Below are 14,827 nucleotides of genomic sequence, written 5' to 3' on the forward strand. Positions count from 1 at the left end.
GGCAGCGTGGCTTATCGCGCTGCCGTTTTTGTGGTGTTTTCTGACTCTATTCAGTTATGCGCAGCGGGTATAAGACATTAAAGGTGTGAGGCAATAAGGCTCTCTTATAGACCCGCCATACTTCACGTTGCTGCGTTCGCCCATCCCAGTCACTGTTTTATGTAATCTCCTGGAGAGAACGCACTTGCCGTCTTTCTGCCCGTTGACTTATTTTGAGGGCATCATGCAAAAACCCCGGCTGACGCGCTCAGGCTGACTATCTCGCAGCCATATTCCACTGCTTGTTCCTGATCTACGGAGACGGCCAGCACCGTTCCGTTGATCGGGCTGCGCAGCGGTAAGTAGAAGCCACCAACACTCAGCAGCGCCAATACTTCATCCTGCTTCACCGTTTGTCCCGGTTGGGCATAGGCCACATTCTGAAGCGGATGCTGCAAGATAATTTTTCCCGGCATCGGAGCGCAGACACGGGTTGGTGCAACATCTGTTGCAGACAAAACAGGCTGGGGCGTAGGGGGTAATTGAGCGCAGGTTTCGTCGAATTTAAGTCGTACGGACCATGCTTTGCCGTTCAGTTCAATCAGACGCAAACCAGAGGTGCGCATTTTCTGCGCAACCTGGCGTAATTCTTTGAGGGCAAGTAGGTTTTTTTCCATATCCATTCCATCGCAGGCGATTTTAGTGATACAGCGCCTCACCGGCAGCACGCGCCGGGATGCGCAATATTGCCACTCTAGCGCGATGTCCATCACCGCGAGTAAGAGGGTTTCGCTTTGCGGCAATAAGCGCGTCTTATTATCCCACCAGCGTCAAGGGTCGGTTGTCGGTGGTGCGTCGCGCCATCAGTGACAGCAGAATGGTTTTCACCGCTTCGGCAGGTTGCGAGAGCGGCAGGTGATCGGACATGCAGAAGGAGAGCGAGGTCTGAACATCGGGCTCGATAATTTTTGCCATCCAGGCGTCAGCGGCTTTCACCATACCGCGTGCCGCGGATTCAGGCATGATGGTACAACCCATACCCGCTGCAAGCGCAGCATTGAGCGTGGTTTGCGACTCTATCTCGCATTTAACGCGGTAGCTCAGGCCTTGCTGAATAAAGGCATCGTCCACCACTTTACGCATGATGTTATAGATGCGCGGTAGGAACAGATCATCACGCGCTGCATCAGCCAGCGTCATTTCCTTTACCGGCTTGCCCATGCTGTTAGGACAAACAAAGTACAAATCCTCTTTCATCAAGGGAATAAAACGCAGGCCATGAATATTGCGGTTGTCATAAATCACTGCCATGTCCATGCGTCCATTCATAATCAGTTCGCTCAGCGTAGTGCCGAAGTTCTCATTGAAATAGAGCACGATGCCGGGATGCTGACGGTTCACTTCGGCCATCAAGGGCAGCGCCAGTTGTTGTGCCGCCGTTCCCGGCGCGAGGCCAACGGAAACATGCCCGGATAGTTCCAGGCCCGCGCCGTCGATAGCGCTCTGCGCCTGATCGCATTGGCGCAATATCGCCTGCGCATGGGCATACAGAATCTTACCGGCCTCGGTAGGCGTCACACCACGTTTGGTGCGAATCAGCAGTTGTTGATTGACCTCGCCTTCCAGTGTCGCCAACTGCTGACTTAAAGCGGGTTGCGCGATATGCAGAATGTCAGCAGCTTGCGTCAGGCTGCCGACATCCACGATTTTAATGAAGTATTTCAAGCGGCGAAGATTCATAAGCACATACTCATTTCATAACGTGTAGCTTGATACACGCAAGATCAGTGCCAACGTGTGCAAATGAGTGCTTATTTATCCATAAGCATCAGTAGCATCACGTGCTTAACGCAGCGGCCCGTTTTGACCACAGCGGCGGCATGCACTCTTTAAGTGCAAAACCCCAGTCTCAGCCACTGATGACATGATTACTTTCTCGTGACCAATGCGCATAAACCTGTTCGCCAGGAGCAAATGCGGGATTGCCCGGTTCGCCTTGTGTCTGCTTCCAGACGATAAGTTTTTCTCCGCTGGGTAATCGCAGATCGTAATGCAACATGAAACCGCGATAAATCACCTGCGCCACTTCAGCTATTACGCCGTTATGGGAAGTGCGGGCGGTCTGCGGTGTCAGCGGTTGTAGGCGAATCGCTTCTGGACGAATAGTGACCGTCAATGCGCTGTCGGCAGCGGGTGCGCCTGCTACGGAAAGTTTCAGGCCATCTGCTGTTTGTAGCTCGCTACCTTCAGCGTCACGGCGCACCAGGCGGGCAGAGAGGAAATTCGAAGCACCGATAAAACCCGCGACAAAAGCGGTGGCCGGTTTTTGATAAATTTCGGTCGCCGAGGCCAGCTGCTCGAGTCGGCCGCCCTGCATCACGGCGATCTGATCGGCCATGGTCAAGGCTTCATCCTGATCGTGCGTTACCATGATTGTGGTAAGCCCGAGACGCTGTTGCAGTTGGCGGATCTCCAGTTGCATGCTTTCACGCAAACTCTTGTCCAGTGCACCCAAAGGTTCGTCGAGCAGCAGCATATCGGGTTCAATCACCAGTGCTCGCGCCAGTGAAACACGCTGTTGTTGACCGCCTGAAAGCTGCGCCGGGAAACGATCGCAAAAAGAGGTGAGCTGGACCATATCCAACGCTTTCCTTACCCGATCGTCATAATCACTGCGCGACATGCCGCGCATTTTCAATCCAAATGCGACGTTTTCCGCCACAGTCATGTGGGGAAACAAGGCATAGTTTTGAAACAGCAGGCCGATATTACGGCGATGGACGGCGGTGTCCAGTATCGAACGACCCCCGACCAGAATGTCGCCGGAGGTCGGTGTAACTAATCCCGCCACCATGCGTAAACAGGTGGTTTTACCGCAGCCGCTGGGTCCCAGCAGGGCAAGAATTTCACCAGCATTGACCGTCAATGAGACGTTCTCAACCGCCATGCTTTTGCCGTAATACTTACTGAGATTGTCGAGTTGAACGTCAAAAGATCGTTGCATTGTCATCCTCACGCATTAAAGGTCTGGTTGTAACGCTCAAGCAGCTCGGCGCGGCGCGGGATGAGAGAGGTCCAGTCAGGCGTAAACAGGTTGAGTTGCTGCATTTTGGCTTCGGGATAAGCCAGATATTTCAGTGTCGCCTCGTCAAACTCAATGCCACGCACGGTTGGCGCGCTGAGTGTCACCTCTGCCAACATTTTCTGTACCGAAGGTTCCAAAAGACGATTGATCCACGCCAGGCCCAACTCCCGCTGCGGAGCGCCTTTCACCAAGGCCAGGCCGTTGATACCGGTAAACGCGCCCTCTTTGGGGAAGGTCATATCCAGCGGAATGCCCTTTTTGGTGTGTGGGTAAATGGCTTTGGAGTATTCGATGCCGCCGATCATGGCTTGCCCTTGCGCCACCATCATGACCTGCGCTTCGCCGTCATACACCGTCATGACGTTGTTTTTCAGCTCTGCCAGTTTGTCCCAGGCTTTATCGATATCGTATTGCGCTTCCTGAAACGGTTTGCCGGTCGCCAGCGACGCCGCCACGATGAGCATCAAAATACTCTGGGTATTTTTTGGCGTGTTGAGGATCATCTGATGCGCATAGTGAGAATTGAAAATATCGTTGTAACTGGCAATCGGCTGGCTCATCTGTGGGTTAATAAACAGACCAGCCATTGAGACCGAAAAGCCGACGCCATAGCGGTCGCTGAGTACGTACCGATCAAAGACGTTGTTAAGATTTGGGATGCCTTCTGCGGGCAATTGCTCAATCAGGTTTTCCGCTTTTGCCTGCGGTATGCCGATATCATCCATCGACATCACGCTGAACACCGGCTTCGCCTTGGTCGCGCGCAAAGCCGCAATGTTCGCCAGCGTCGCGCCCTCGGTGGTCAAGACTTTGCAATGATATTCTTTTTCGAAATCAGGCAGGACTTTTTGCTTGATCAGTGCGCCCTGCGCGGAGTTATAGACGCCAACCTGCAACACACGATCGGCGGCGTTGGCTTTAACCTGGATGTAAGGCAGCAGCGCTGCGCCTGCCACGGCTTTGATAAACGTCCGGCGTTTCATGGATGTCATAGTGATTCCTCTGAGGTGAACAGTTACGCGGCCATCGCGCGACGCAGGCCAACCATTTTTTCCAGCATGACCACCACCACGGTGGCCAGCAGGATGATCAACGTCGACATGGTGGCCACCGACGGATCGAATACCGTGCCAATCTGGCGATAAAGCACCACTGGCACTGGCGTGTTTTCGGAGTCCGCCAACCACATGGAGACGGGATAATTATCGAAGGAGACCATGAAACAAAAAATGGCGCCGGAGACCACGCCAGGCGCAATTTGCGGCAACACCACGCGATAAAATGTCGCCCAGCGCGTCGCGCCGAGCGTGCGGGCAGCTTCTTCCAGACTGGGATTGACTAATTCCAGGCTGGTGATCACGGTGCGTACCACATAGGGCGTTGTCACTACGGTATGCGCCAGCAGCAGGTTGAGTTTGGCGTTGCCCCAGCCGTAACCGGTAAAGAGCTGCAGCAGCGCCAGGCCCGTAATCAATACCGGGAAGATCAGCGGCGAAAGCAGCAACCCTTTGGCTAACGAGGCAAACGGCAGGTTGCCTCTTACCAGCGCGATGGCAGCAGGCACACCGAGCAGCAGCGATAACGCGGTAGTGCCTAAAGAGAGCAGCGTGCTGAACAACAGCGCATCGATAAACTCCTGATTTCCCAAAACCTTGCTATACCAGTCGAGCGTGAAACCGCTCGGCGGAAAGCTGACAAAATAGCCATCAGAGAATGAGATAAACATGATGAGTAAGATAGGCGTCAGGATGAACACCATCATGGCGGCAGCAAAACCATAAAGCAGCCAACCGCTTAATCCTTGCAGGCGAGGGATCATGTATTGGCTCCCGGCAGACGACGCCCACCCAATAGCTTCATCGACAAGGTGTTCACGGCGATGACGATAAACACCAAAATGGTGGCGATGGTGGCGCCGAACGGCCAGTCATACACGGCTACAATCTGCTGCTCGGCGAGGTTGCCCAGCATTTGCGCGCGGGGCCCGCCAATCAGTGCAGGAATGACATAGGAACCTGCCGCCAGTGAGAACACCAACGTCATGCCTGCCACCAATCCGGGCAGACTCAGCGGTAGAGTAATGCGAAAGAAAACTTGCCAGGCAGGTGCGCCAAGCGTGCGGGCAGCAAAGGGCAGATTGGCATCGATTTTGCCCAGTGCCGAGGCCAACGGCAGCACCATCATCGGAAAGAAAATATGCAGTGAACCGATAATCACCGCCCAGTCGGTGAACATCAGGGCGTTTGGCCGATCGATAAGTCCTAAATGCAGTAACACGTAATTGAGTAAACCGGTTGGGCCATTATTTAAAATCAGTTGCCAGCCATACGCGCGCACCACAACGCTGACCGCCAGCGGCGCAATGATCACTAACGTCATGATGCGTGCTACCCAGGCTTGTCCTCGCACCAGTACGGTAGCAACCGGATAAGCCAGTATTGAGGCGATCAGCGCGGTAATGACGCTGATACGCAAGGTATTCCACAACACATCGCTATACAGCGCGACGCTAAAAAAGTGCAGGTAATGGCTGAACGTGAGCGGGGCACCTATATCGCCTTCCGGCGTTTGGGTCATCAGGCTAAATAACATTAACCGGATAGCCGGTGCGAAAAAGAAAAACAACTGAAAAGCGAGCAACGGAATAATTAACAACGCGGGTGACTGCCAAACCCGGAATTTTCTAACCTGCACCAACGGCGTCGAGATGTCAGCCATCATACTTCCTCCAGACAAGGGCGCTAAGGCCGTCAGGTGAAGGCAAGACGGCAATAAGGATTTATGTAGGGTAGAGAATTGCGTGGAATTATAATTTATTGAAATTAAAAGGCTTAATTTCTATTTTGGGCGTCACAAAACGTTAATATGATTACGCCATAAACACCCAATACATTTTCGCGATACGCCTATGCATTCCCGCTATGGCTATTTTCATTGCTCGCCTTTCTCGCCGTCGCTTTGACGATAAAAATCACAGTGACGTTGCATCGCAAGTTAACTATTGCTTTGTGTTATGTCGCCACAACAAAGCACTATTAACTGTGCCCGCCCCCTGCAACTTATGCTCAGCGGAAGTCACCTTCTGCCTCTTTGTTGACAACATCACACTGCGCGAATGCCTGCCAGGCGGATATTCCGCGCGGTTTCAAGCCGACTTTGCAACCTGGAATATCGCTACCATGCCTGATATCGCTGATCGCTTAAAAAATGTTTCCGTTTCTGCCTCGGTGGCAATGACCCAAAAGGCGCGCGACCTTGCCGCTCAAGGGGTTGATGTCGTCGGTCTTTCTACCGGAGAACCCGATTTCCCGACGCCAGACCATGCGATCGACGCTGCCTACGCCGCCGCTAAAGCAGGTGATACGCGTTATCCTCCTACCGACGGCACACCCGCACTGCGTGCCGCGATTCAACGTAAATTCCTGCGTGATAACGAATTAAAATACGATATCAGCCAGATTCTGACGGCGGGTGGGGCTAAACAAATCATCTTCAATGCGATGATGGCGACCATCAATCCTGGCGATGAAGTGGTGATCCCCACGCCATCCTGGATCAGCTATGCCGATATTGTGAAATTTGCGGGTGGAACACCTGTGCCGGTGGCATGCCATGAAGAGAACGGCTTCAAGCCGCTGGCTGCCGATCTTGATGCTGCTATCACGCCAAATACCAAATGGCTGCTGATCAATTACCCCAGCAATCCAACCGGTTCAGTGGCCACGCGTGAAGAGATGCAGGCCATCGCCGATGTGATGCTGCGTCATCCACAGGTGTGGATCCTCACCGACGATATTTACGAGCATCTGATCTACGACGGCGTAACATTTTGGACGCTGGCGCAGGTAGAACCGCGTTTGTATGACCGGGTACTTACCGTTAACGGTGTTTCAAAAGCTTATTCAATGACGGGGTGGCGCTTAGGCTTTTGCGGCGGCCCGCTGCCCTTGATCAAGGCGATGAGCAACGTCAACACACAGAACAGTGGCGGTGTTACCACGCTTACGCAAGCTGCGGCGGTGGCCGTATTGGATGGCCCGCAGGATCTGCTTAAAGAGCGCGCTGAGATTTACCGTCAACGCCGCGATTATGTGCTGGGTCGCCTTAATAGCATTCCCGGTGTGCATTGCCATACGCCGCAGGGCGCCTTTTATCTTTTCGTTAATATTGCTGCCTTCGTGGGCAAAACCACGGCGGGTGGCCGGGCAATCAGTAACGATGCCGACTTTGTGATGGCGCTAATTGAAGAACAGCATGTGGTGACGGTGCCAGGCGCGGCGTATGGCATGAGTCCCTATTTCCGCCTCTCTTATGCCACCAGCATGGAGCGTCTGCAAACAGGCTGTGATCGCATTACTGCTTTCTGTACCGGTTGCCACTAAGGAGTTTGCATGTTGACTGCATCATCACGTGTGGTGATGGTTTCTGGGGCCGCGCGCGGCCTCGGTTTAGCCATTACACAGCGCCTGCTTCAGGCCGGTTTTATTGTATCTGCTGGCGTCCGCAATCCCTCTGCGTTAGCGCCACAGCCTAATTTGCATCTCTTTTCTTACGACGCCAGCGTGGCCGGCTCCGGTGAAAAGTGGGTAGCTGACACGCTTGAACAACGGGGACGGCTGGATGCGCTGGTTAACTGTGCCGGGATCAACCCGCGCGTACAGGTGATGGATCAGGACGAAACGGCGCTGGATGATATGTGGCAGATCAATGTCAAAGGCCCGCTGCGGCTAAGCCGTGCTGCGCTGCCATTTTTGATCGACTGCGGCGAAGGGCGAGTGATTAATGTCGCTTCGCTGGCCGGACGTCGAGTAGGGAGTAATGTCGGTTACGCCATGACCAAATTTGCCGTCGTGGCACTCACTCACGGTATTCGTCAGGCGTGTTGGGATCACGGCGTACGCGCCACCGCACTTTGCCCCGGTTATATCGCGACTGATATGACGTTGGGCGAGACAGAAATCAGTCGTGAAGAGATGACGCAACCGGACGATCTTGCTGAGATGGTGGAGCTGTTGTTGCGGCTGCCAAACAACTTGTCGGTAGCGGAGCTGCTGATTAACTGCCGCAAAGAGGCGATGCTGTAATCCTGTCGGGGCACATAATGTGCCCCATTAATTCAATCCCGCCGTTAACTCCAGCAGCAGCTCACGCACCGCTGCCGCTGGCTCAGAAAGTGCCGTGCGATCGGAGATGCACAGCGACAGCGTTTCGTTAATCGCCGGGCCAGCCAAAGAACGGATGACCACGTCACGTGATTCTGATTGAATTCGCTCTGCAATGGCTTTTGGCATGATGGTACAACCCAGACCGGCGTCGACACCGCGGGCAATGCTTTTCACCGCTTCCAGTTCACCGACCACATTAATCGACATATTATTCAGGCTGAAAGCCTCGTCGATAGCGCGTCGGACAAAGTTATACGCAGGCGGAAGCAGCATCGGCAAAGTGCTGAGCTGTTTAACCTGAAGCGGGCCGCCATCATCATCAAAGTCAAAATTAGCGTGTGCCACAAAGAAAAACTCTTCCTGAACCAGCGGCTCGTAATTCAGCCCCTTGATACCGCCTCGACCATGCAGCAGCGCCATTTCCAACCGCCCATTGGCGACGAGTTCGCTATAAGCCTGACCCACGCTTTCCACCAAATGCAGCAAAATGCCAGGATGGCGCTGGCGCATCTCTGTCAGCAACGTCATTGCCAGCGTGGCGGCAATGCTGAAAGGAGCAAGCCCCACCGAAACGCGACCCGAAAGGGCTTGTCCAGCATCCAGCACATCCAGCTCGGCCTGAGCAAACTGGCGCAACATGACGTTAGCGTGGCCATAAAGGACGTTGCCCGCCTCAGTCGGAACCACGCCTTGCTGGCTACGAATCAGCAGCTTGCGCTTGAAATGCTCCTCAAGCGCAACCAGTTGCTGACTCAGTGCAGGTTGCGCGATGTGTAAGGCATCGGCGGCACGCGTTATGCTGCCCATATCGACAATGGTGATAAAAGACTTCAGCCGCCGAATATTCATAAATTACTCCGCTAAAACGGACGCCGCTGGGGCAACTTCTGCGCCATTGGCTTCAATTTCACTGCGTACCAGCGTGGCCAGTTCGACCGAACCCGGCGTGTCGCTGTGTACCAGAATTGAACGTGCGCGAAGCGGTAGCAGCGTGCCGTCAAAGGTGTTTACCGTGCCTTCTTGCAAAAATTGGCGCACACGAGCGCGCACGGCTGCATCATCTTTAATCACCGAGCCGGGAATGCTACGCGGCACCAATTGGCCGTGCTTATCGTAAGCGCGGTCGGCAAGAAACAGCGTCAGGCTTTTTAAGCCAGCGGCGAGAGCCGCGCGTTCGGTATGGGTATCGGGTTGTGAAAAAATGATCAATTCAGCATCGAGGCGTGCAATGGCTTGCATGACCTGCATCGCCAGCGATTCGTCGCGGTTAATGATATTGCCCATCGCTGCGTGGAAACTGACGTGCGAAACTCGCGTACCTTCAGCGCGGGCAATGGCGCTCAGCGCGCCCAGCTGATAGATCACCTGTTGGCAAATTTCATCGGGTGAAAAAGGCAGTTCTTTGCGGCCAAAACCCTGGCGATCTGGCAAACCGGGATGCGCACCAATACCCACCCCGCGCGCTTTTGCCAGCCGCACCATGCGCGTCATGATGGCCGGATCGCCCGCATGGAATCCACAGGCGATATTGGCGGAAGAGACCACCTTCATCAGAGCCTCATCATCGCACAGCTGATAGACGCCAAAACCTTCGCCCATATCGGAATTCACATCGATCTTCATGCTGTTCTCCTGTTAAAAATTAATGTCCCACGACGCGTTTGAGCGGAAGCAGCCAGACGCGTAGGCGCGCCAGCCAGTGATTGATCGCTTCATGGGCAACAATGGCATCCTGATGTGTGGCCTGAATGAGTTGGATAAACTGACCCGGCTGAACTTGCCCCAGCTGCCAGAGATCTTCTTCAATTACACAGGCAATTTTCGGATAACCGCCCGCCGTATTGGCATCACTGAGTTGGATAATCGGTTCGCCAGCGGGAGGAACCTGCACAATGCCAGGAATCAAACCGTAAGAGCGCATCTCAACAGTCGTTGACGGTAAAATCGGTTCGCCCGCCAGGCGATAGCCGGTGCGGTTACTTTGAAGTGAAACTTGCCATGGTTGCTGCCAAAAGCGTTCAGCGTCTGCGGAAAATAGCGCGTACTCACCGGAGGGAATGGCACGAATCAGGCGCTGGCCGCTGCGGTTCAACGGGAAAGCGTGGCGCAAAGCAGAAGAGGGGGGTTCGATGCCAATCCCGCTCTCCGGTAAGCCTGGTGTCTGGCTTTCACCCCATGTCAGTACATCGTCGCGTTCGAGCTGACGGCCAGCAAAACCGCCAAAGCCACCGCGCAGCGCGGTACTGCGTGATCCCATCACCACAGGAACATCAATGCCGCCCGCCACACAGAGATAGCCGCGTGCGCCATGGCGCGGGTAGCGCAATTCCAGTACCTGCCCGCTTCGAACGTTGCAGCCCCACCACGGCGGTAAGTCAACGCCGTCGAGTTGAGCACGGCAATCAGCGCCGGTTAAAGCAATGGCGGTGTCAGCCTGAAAACGTACCCGAAAAGGAAAAACTTGTATTTCAATCGCCGCGGCATTTTCTTCATTACCCAGCAAAAGATTACCGGCACGCAGCGCCAGCGTATCCATTGCGCCGCTTACCGATACCCCAAGGTGGCGATAATCACGTCTGCCCAGATCTTGCACTGTGTTCAGCGCGCCGGTTTTTTCAATGATTATCACAGTTCAATCCTCTCTGGCACAAACCTTATGCTGTCACCCGGTGCCATTAAGGCCGGAACGTCTGACAAGGGATCAAACACGTCGAGTTCTGCATAGCCAATTGCATTCCAGCCATTGGGTCCGGTCAGGACTGAAACACCCGCTTGTGGGCCGCCGATGGTTACAGTGCCTTTTAGCATGTTCAGGGAGGGCACTTTTTTACGCGGCGTCGCCAGGGAAGCATCCAGGCCATGCAGATAACCAAAGCCAGGTGCGCTACCCAAGGCAAAAACGGTGTAGCTGCCTTGGTAATGACGGCGTATAACCTCTTTCGCTGACAACCCCGTATGACGGCAAACCGCATCCAGATCGGTAGCGTGTTCGCCGCCATAGCAGACCGGGATCTCGATTAATTTTCCCTGCGGATGTATCGCCTGCGCCGCTTGCCAACTGACCCGCAAGCGCTGGTGGATGACGTCGGGATCGGCGGGCGTGGCGCGAAACAGCACCAGTAAGTTGGTTACGCCTGGGATCAGCGACTCGACATCTTCACTGCTCGCCAGGATACGCGCCAACGACCAGATACGACGCTGAGCGGGGAGGTCAAACGCACCTGGCGCTTCTATCAGCCAGGCGCGACTGCCCATGGTCGAGAGCCGGATGTTTTCTGACAGGGTTGCCGGACTATCCGTTGCGGAATACGCCACTTCTCTGGACAAGCGATCCATCGGTTATTCCAGGGCTTCGAATTTCAGGCTGGCAAGCGGTTGTACGCGCTCCTCACGCACCATTTTGTATTCAGTGTTTGGTCCAATCCAGGTGGCCCAAATCTTATCAATAGTACCGTCATCGTCCATGGCTTTCAGGCTGTCATTGACTTTAGCCAGCAGCGCCGGTTCATCACGCTTCATGCCGATACCAATTGGTTCCAGCGCCATCGGCTCTTTGATCATCGCCAGGTCGATACCCTCTTTTTTCGCCTGATTAATCATCTTGATGCCGGTCATGGTGTTGGTCACAAAGCCCACCGCTTTGTTCTGTTCCAGCGCCAGGAAAGCTGAAGCTGCATCCTGGAAAGTCAGCGGTTTGCCGCCTTTCAGCACAATGGATTGCTCAGAGGTGGTGCCTTTGGTGGCACTGATACGCTTGTTTTTGAAATCTGCCAGCATTTTGTCTGCGTTGGGTTTTTTCACCAGCAACATTTCTTTGGCAACGTAATACGGGTCGCTGAACTGAATCTGCTTACCGCGGGTCTTGGTATAAGCAAGGTTGGCAATCAAGACATCCGCGCGGCCGGTGGCAATGACGGCAATACGCGCTTCAATTGAGGTTGGCATCAGTTGCAATTTCACGCCCATCTGTTTAGCCAGCGCGTTACAGAGATCAACATCCATGCCGACGAGTTGACGTGTCTTAGGATCGGGAGCGGAGAACGGTGGCACATCGGAATAGACGGCACATTTAAGTTCGCCCTGAGATTGAATGTCTGACAACAGATCGGCTTTGGCCGGTAAGACCGATAAGGTTAACGGTAAGGCCATTGCCAAACAGACGTATTTTTTCAAAGTCATTGTGCATTTCCCATGGCTGATGTTGCGCAGCAGGCGATATAGCCTGACGGCGTAAAACGTCACTGTTATTAGTTCGGTTATGACGACATTTCTGGACTATATCGACTTTGTCTGGTGGAGGGTAAGAGGTAAACAGTGTCGGGAGATAGGCTAATTATATGACCATCAAAGCGCGCTTCACGCCGCCGTGATAAGCAAAAACTATCCGGGCAGAACAAAATTATCTTATCGGCTCTTAGCGGCTGCGCCCTATGGTAATCCCGATCCTGGTGTGGGAAATGGCTGCGCCTGAGAATGAACGTTATTGAAGGGGATAAAATGAATGCCAGATTTGGGGTTTTGCTGAAAATCTCTTCAGCCCTGTGTGCGACATTAATGCTGGCGTGCGTAAAAGCATTACAAGGTAATATCCCCACGGGTGAAGTGATATTTTTCCGATCGTTTGTGGCATTAATTCCCTTATTAATTTGGCTAAAGATTCAAGGTAATGTGCTTGAAAGTATAAAAACCAAAAATATCTTCGGTCATCTTATTCGCGGCTTCTCCGGTACCGGTGGCATGTATTTTAACTATATGGCACTGGTATATATTTCTCTGGCTGATGCCACAGCCATTAGCTACGCTGCGCCGCTATTTACGGTGATTATGGCGGCGTTGCTGTTGAAGGAAAATGTGCGCTTATCCCGCTGGTTGGCTGTTCTCGTCGGTTTCTCCGGCATCATTATTATGCTTTCGGCAAACCTGACCGCTAGCGGCTCTTTTTTTGCAGCGGAAGGCCAGGCAACCGGTGCTGGATTAGGCGCGCTGTTTGCTCTGATCGCTGCTCTTTGTTCTGCCACGTCTAACGTACAAATTCGCTTTCTTAACGGCATCGAAAAACCCGGTGCCATTGTGTTCTATTTTTCGTTAATGACCATGATGATTGGTCTGGCAAGCGCGCTGTTTGGCTGGAAAATGCCTACACCGCTTCATCTATTACTGCTGGTTGGCTGCGGCTTCTTTGGTGGCATGGCCCAAATTCTGGTAACGATGAGTTTGCGCTACACCGATGCTTCATTATTAGCGCCATTTGATTACACCACGCTGGTGTGGTCGATGGTGATTGGTTATCTTTTCCTGAATAGCCTGCCTGGGCCTTCAACATTAATGGGCGCGTCTATTGTTGCCCTGGCGGGAATATTTACCGTCTGGTGTGACCAACGTCAGCGTAAAGCGCAACTATTACGCTCTCTGCAATAAACCGCCGCTAAAGTGATGAAGTGCCGAGGGCAGATGTCATCCTATAGAAGACTTTTTGCCCTTGTCGGGAGCGTTAACTCATATCCCTTTATTGGGGATAGTGAAGGAATTACTCCCCACAGCGGGTAAGCGATTAACACGCTCTCTCACGCCTGACAACATGCGCAAAAGAGCGCTTTCAACGAATCACTAACGCCGCCAGCGTCCCTAACAGCGCATCCACTTTCGGTAAGAGCTGCTTACGCCGCGGCCAGACTAATGTCAGCATCAATCCATCCGGCTGAAGGTCGGGTAATATCACATCCAAATCACCGTTATCAAGCGCGCGGCGAATCAACCATGATGGCATTTGCGCCACGCCCAATCCGGCACAGACGGCCTGAACTTGCGCATCAACGTCTCCAAGCGCCATACGATGCGGTAGCGTTCGCCAGGTGGGATAGCCCTCCCCATTAATAAACAGCCAGGGCTTGGGGGAGCCATCCACGCGCTCGTAAAGAATGGCGCGATGTTGTAGCAATTCGCTTTCGTTCTGCGGCCGACCTTGCTGAATGAGGTAATCCGGCGAAGCGCAAAACACCATACGTTCCCGGCCGATGCAGCGAAATCCCAACGATTCCGGTAGGTCCTGTACTTCACCAATGCGAATAGCCACATCAATGCCTTCATCAAACAGGTCAACAAAGCGATCCGAAAAGCTAAGGCTTAATTCCAGTTCGGGGTATTTCTGGCAGAACGGGATCAGTAGCGGCATGACATTTAATCGGCCATAGGTATTGGGCATTGCCAACCGCAAGCGACCGGATGGAATAGTGCGCTGCGCGGCTAATACTGATTCAGCTTCCGCCAGTTCTTCCATAATACGGATACAGGTCTGGTAGTAAGCGGTTCCGGCATCAGTCAGGCGCAGGCTGCGTGTGGTGCGCTCCAACAGGCGCGACCCCAGTCGTGCCTCAAGTCGGCTGACGCTTTTACTGATGGCTGAACCTGTGACATGCAAACGCTGGGCTGCGGCAGTAAAGCTGCCGCGCTCTACGCTGGCAACGAACGGGATAATGTCTTTTAAACGCTGATCGTGCATAGATTGATGAACTCAAGTTGGGAATGCTGTGAAAAAATGACACAGATAAGCCTTAAATTCTCTATTAAGCTAGTAAATACGCAAAATGAGGAGAATTGA

At 53.4% G+C, this 14,827-nt stretch carries 15 protein-coding genes; 3 read left to right on the forward strand and 12 right to left on the reverse strand.

Going from position 1 to position 14,827, the window contains the following annotated elements; all coding sequences use genetic code 11:
• Positions 1-221: 221 nt before the first annotated feature.
• The 6 genes from SC127_RS14375 to SC127_RS14400 all read right to left on the reverse strand — a co-directional run bounded on the left by SC127_RS14375 (position 222) and on the right by SC127_RS14400 (position 5,785).
• A complete protein-coding gene (locus SC127_RS14375; protein ID WP_332626979.1) occupies positions 222-656 on the reverse strand; it encodes an acetyl-CoA carboxylase biotin carboxyl carrier protein in 435 nt (144 codons plus the stop codon).
• A 139-nt stretch (positions 657-795) separates the two neighbouring features.
• Entirely contained in the window at positions 796-1,719 is a 924-nt protein-coding gene (gene nac / locus SC127_RS14380; RefSeq protein WP_215848626.1) for a nitrogen assimilation transcriptional regulator NAC, read from the reverse strand.
• A gap of 169 nt (positions 1,720-1,888) precedes the next feature.
• Positions 1,889-2,983, reverse strand: coding sequence for an ABC transporter ATP-binding protein (locus SC127_RS14385; RefSeq protein ID WP_332626980.1), 1,095 nt, complete (start codon positions 2,981-2,983; stop codon positions 1,889-1,891).
• 8 nt (positions 2,984-2,991) lie between these two features.
• The gene (locus tag SC127_RS14390) at positions 2,992-4,056 is read right to left on the reverse strand and encodes an extracellular solute-binding protein (protein ID WP_215848628.1); all 1,065 of its coding nucleotides are present in this window, start codon (positions 4,054-4,056) and stop codon (positions 2,992-2,994) included.
• Between the two features lie 23 nt (positions 4,057-4,079).
• Positions 4,080-4,883, reverse strand: a complete 804-nt coding sequence (locus tag SC127_RS14395; RefSeq protein ID WP_332626981.1) for an ABC transporter permease — start codon at positions 4,881-4,883, stop codon at positions 4,080-4,082.
• Positions 4,880-5,785, reverse strand: coding sequence for an ABC transporter permease (locus SC127_RS14400; RefSeq protein WP_252515536.1), 906 nt, complete (start codon positions 5,783-5,785; stop codon positions 4,880-4,882). The genes SC127_RS14395 and SC127_RS14400 overlap by 4 nt, the downstream gene beginning before the upstream one ends.
• Positions 5,786-6,243: 458 nt before the next feature.
• On the opposite strand from SC127_RS14400, the gene SC127_RS14405 reads away from it, so the two are divergent.
• Together SC127_RS14405 and SC127_RS14410 are read left to right on the forward strand one after the other, a co-directional pair.
• The gene (locus SC127_RS14405; protein ID WP_332627048.1) at positions 6,244-7,446 is read left to right on the forward strand and encodes a pyridoxal phosphate-dependent aminotransferase; all 1,203 of its coding nucleotides are present in this window, start codon (positions 6,244-6,246) and stop codon (positions 7,444-7,446) included.
• Positions 7,447-7,455: 9 nt separating this feature from the next.
• Positions 7,456-8,148, forward strand: coding sequence for an SDR family NAD(P)-dependent oxidoreductase (locus SC127_RS14410; protein ID WP_243079198.1), 693 nt, complete (start codon positions 7,456-7,458; stop codon positions 8,146-8,148).
• A 27-nt stretch (positions 8,149-8,175) separates the two neighbouring features.
• Here SC127_RS14410 and nac (SC127_RS14415) read toward each other — a convergent pair whose 3' ends face one another.
• The 5 genes from nac (SC127_RS14415) to SC127_RS14435 form a co-directional block, all read right to left on the reverse strand.
• The gene (gene nac / locus SC127_RS14415) at positions 8,176-9,078 is read right to left on the reverse strand and encodes a nitrogen assimilation transcriptional regulator NAC (RefSeq protein WP_215848632.1); all 903 of its coding nucleotides are present in this window, start codon (positions 9,076-9,078) and stop codon (positions 8,176-8,178) included.
• A 3-nt stretch (positions 9,079-9,081) separates the two neighbouring features.
• On the reverse strand, positions 9,082-9,852 hold the full coding sequence (locus tag SC127_RS14420) for a 5-oxoprolinase subunit PxpA (protein WP_243079197.1): 771 nt from the start codon (positions 9,850-9,852) through the stop codon (positions 9,082-9,084).
• Between the two features lie 19 nt (positions 9,853-9,871).
• Positions 9,872-10,858: a biotin-dependent carboxyltransferase family protein gene (locus tag SC127_RS14425; RefSeq protein ID WP_332626982.1), complete on the reverse strand. Its 987-nt coding sequence runs from the start codon at positions 10,856-10,858 to the stop codon at positions 9,872-9,874.
• Positions 10,855-11,484, reverse strand: a complete 630-nt coding sequence (gene pxpB / locus SC127_RS14430) for a 5-oxoprolinase subunit PxpB (protein ID WP_215848716.1) — start codon at positions 11,482-11,484, stop codon at positions 10,855-10,857. The genes SC127_RS14425 and pxpB overlap by 4 nt, the downstream gene beginning before the upstream one ends.
• Before the next feature lie 84 nt (positions 11,485-11,568).
• Complete coding sequence (locus tag SC127_RS14435) at positions 11,569-12,378, reverse strand: transporter substrate-binding domain-containing protein (RefSeq protein ID WP_442955756.1); 810 nt, start codon at positions 12,376-12,378, stop codon at positions 11,569-11,571.
• Positions 12,379-12,726: 348 nt separating this feature from the next.
• Between SC127_RS14435 and SC127_RS14440 the strand changes: the two genes are divergently transcribed.
• Positions 12,727-13,647: a DMT family transporter gene (locus SC127_RS14440; RefSeq protein WP_243079194.1), complete on the forward strand. Its 921-nt coding sequence runs from the start codon at positions 12,727-12,729 to the stop codon at positions 13,645-13,647.
• 178 nt (positions 13,648-13,825) lie between these two features.
• Here the strand turns inward: SC127_RS14440 and SC127_RS14445 are convergent, their stop codons facing one another.
• The gene (locus SC127_RS14445; RefSeq protein WP_332626983.1) at positions 13,826-14,728 is read right to left on the reverse strand and encodes a LysR substrate-binding domain-containing protein; all 903 of its coding nucleotides are present in this window, start codon (positions 14,726-14,728) and stop codon (positions 13,826-13,828) included.
• Positions 14,729-14,827: the final 99 nt, after the last annotated feature.

This window comes from Pantoea sp. T14, assembly GCF_036663535.1.
Classification (GTDB): Bacteria; Pseudomonadota; Gammaproteobacteria; order Enterobacterales; family Enterobacteriaceae; genus Pantoea; species Pantoea phytostimulans.

Coding starts and splice junctions, on each gene's coding strand:
- SC127_RS14385 (WP_332626980.1), bottom strand. CDS start 2,983: ATGCAACGATCTTTTGACGTTCAACTCGACAATCTCAGTAAGTATTAC.
- SC127_RS14390 (WP_215848628.1), bottom strand. CDS start 4,056: ATGACATCCATGAAACGCCGGACGTTTATCAAAGCCGTGGCAGGCGCA.
- nac (WP_215848626.1), bottom strand. CDS start 1,719: ATGAATCTTCGCCGCTTGAAATACTTCATTAAAATCGTGGATGTCGGC.
- SC127_RS14435 (WP_442955756.1), bottom strand. CDS start 12,378: ATGGCCTTACCGTTAACCTTATCGGTCTTACCGGCCAAAGCCGATCTG.
- SC127_RS14445 (WP_332626983.1), bottom strand. CDS start 14,728: ATGCACGATCAGCGTTTAAAAGACATTATCCCGTTCGTTGCCAGCGTA.
- SC127_RS14420 (WP_243079197.1), bottom strand. CDS start 9,852: ATGAAGATCGATGTGAATTCCGATATGGGCGAAGGTTTTGGCGTCTAT.
- SC127_RS14400 (WP_252515536.1), bottom strand. CDS start 5,785: ATGATGGCTGACATCTCGACGCCGTTGGTGCAGGTTAGAAAATTCCGG.
- SC127_RS14375 (WP_332626979.1), bottom strand. CDS start 656: ATGGAAAAAAACCTACTTGCCCTCAAAGAATTACGCCAGGTTGCGCAG.
- nac (WP_215848632.1), bottom strand. CDS start 9,078: ATGAATATTCGGCGGCTGAAGTCTTTTATCACCATTGTCGATATGGGC.
- SC127_RS14405 (WP_332627048.1), top strand. CDS start 6,244: ATGCCTGATATCGCTGATCGCTTAAAAAATGTTTCCGTTTCTGCCTCG.
- SC127_RS14440 (WP_243079194.1), top strand. CDS start 12,727: ATGAATGCCAGATTTGGGGTTTTGCTGAAAATCTCTTCAGCCCTGTGT.
- pxpB (WP_215848716.1), bottom strand. CDS start 11,484: ATGGGCAGTCGCGCCTGGCTGATAGAAGCGCCAGGTGCGTTTGACCTC.
- SC127_RS14410 (WP_243079198.1), top strand. CDS start 7,456: ATGTTGACTGCATCATCACGTGTGGTGATGGTTTCTGGGGCCGCGCGC.
- SC127_RS14395 (WP_332626981.1), bottom strand. CDS start 4,883: ATGATCCCTCGCCTGCAAGGATTAAGCGGTTGGCTGCTTTATGGTTTT.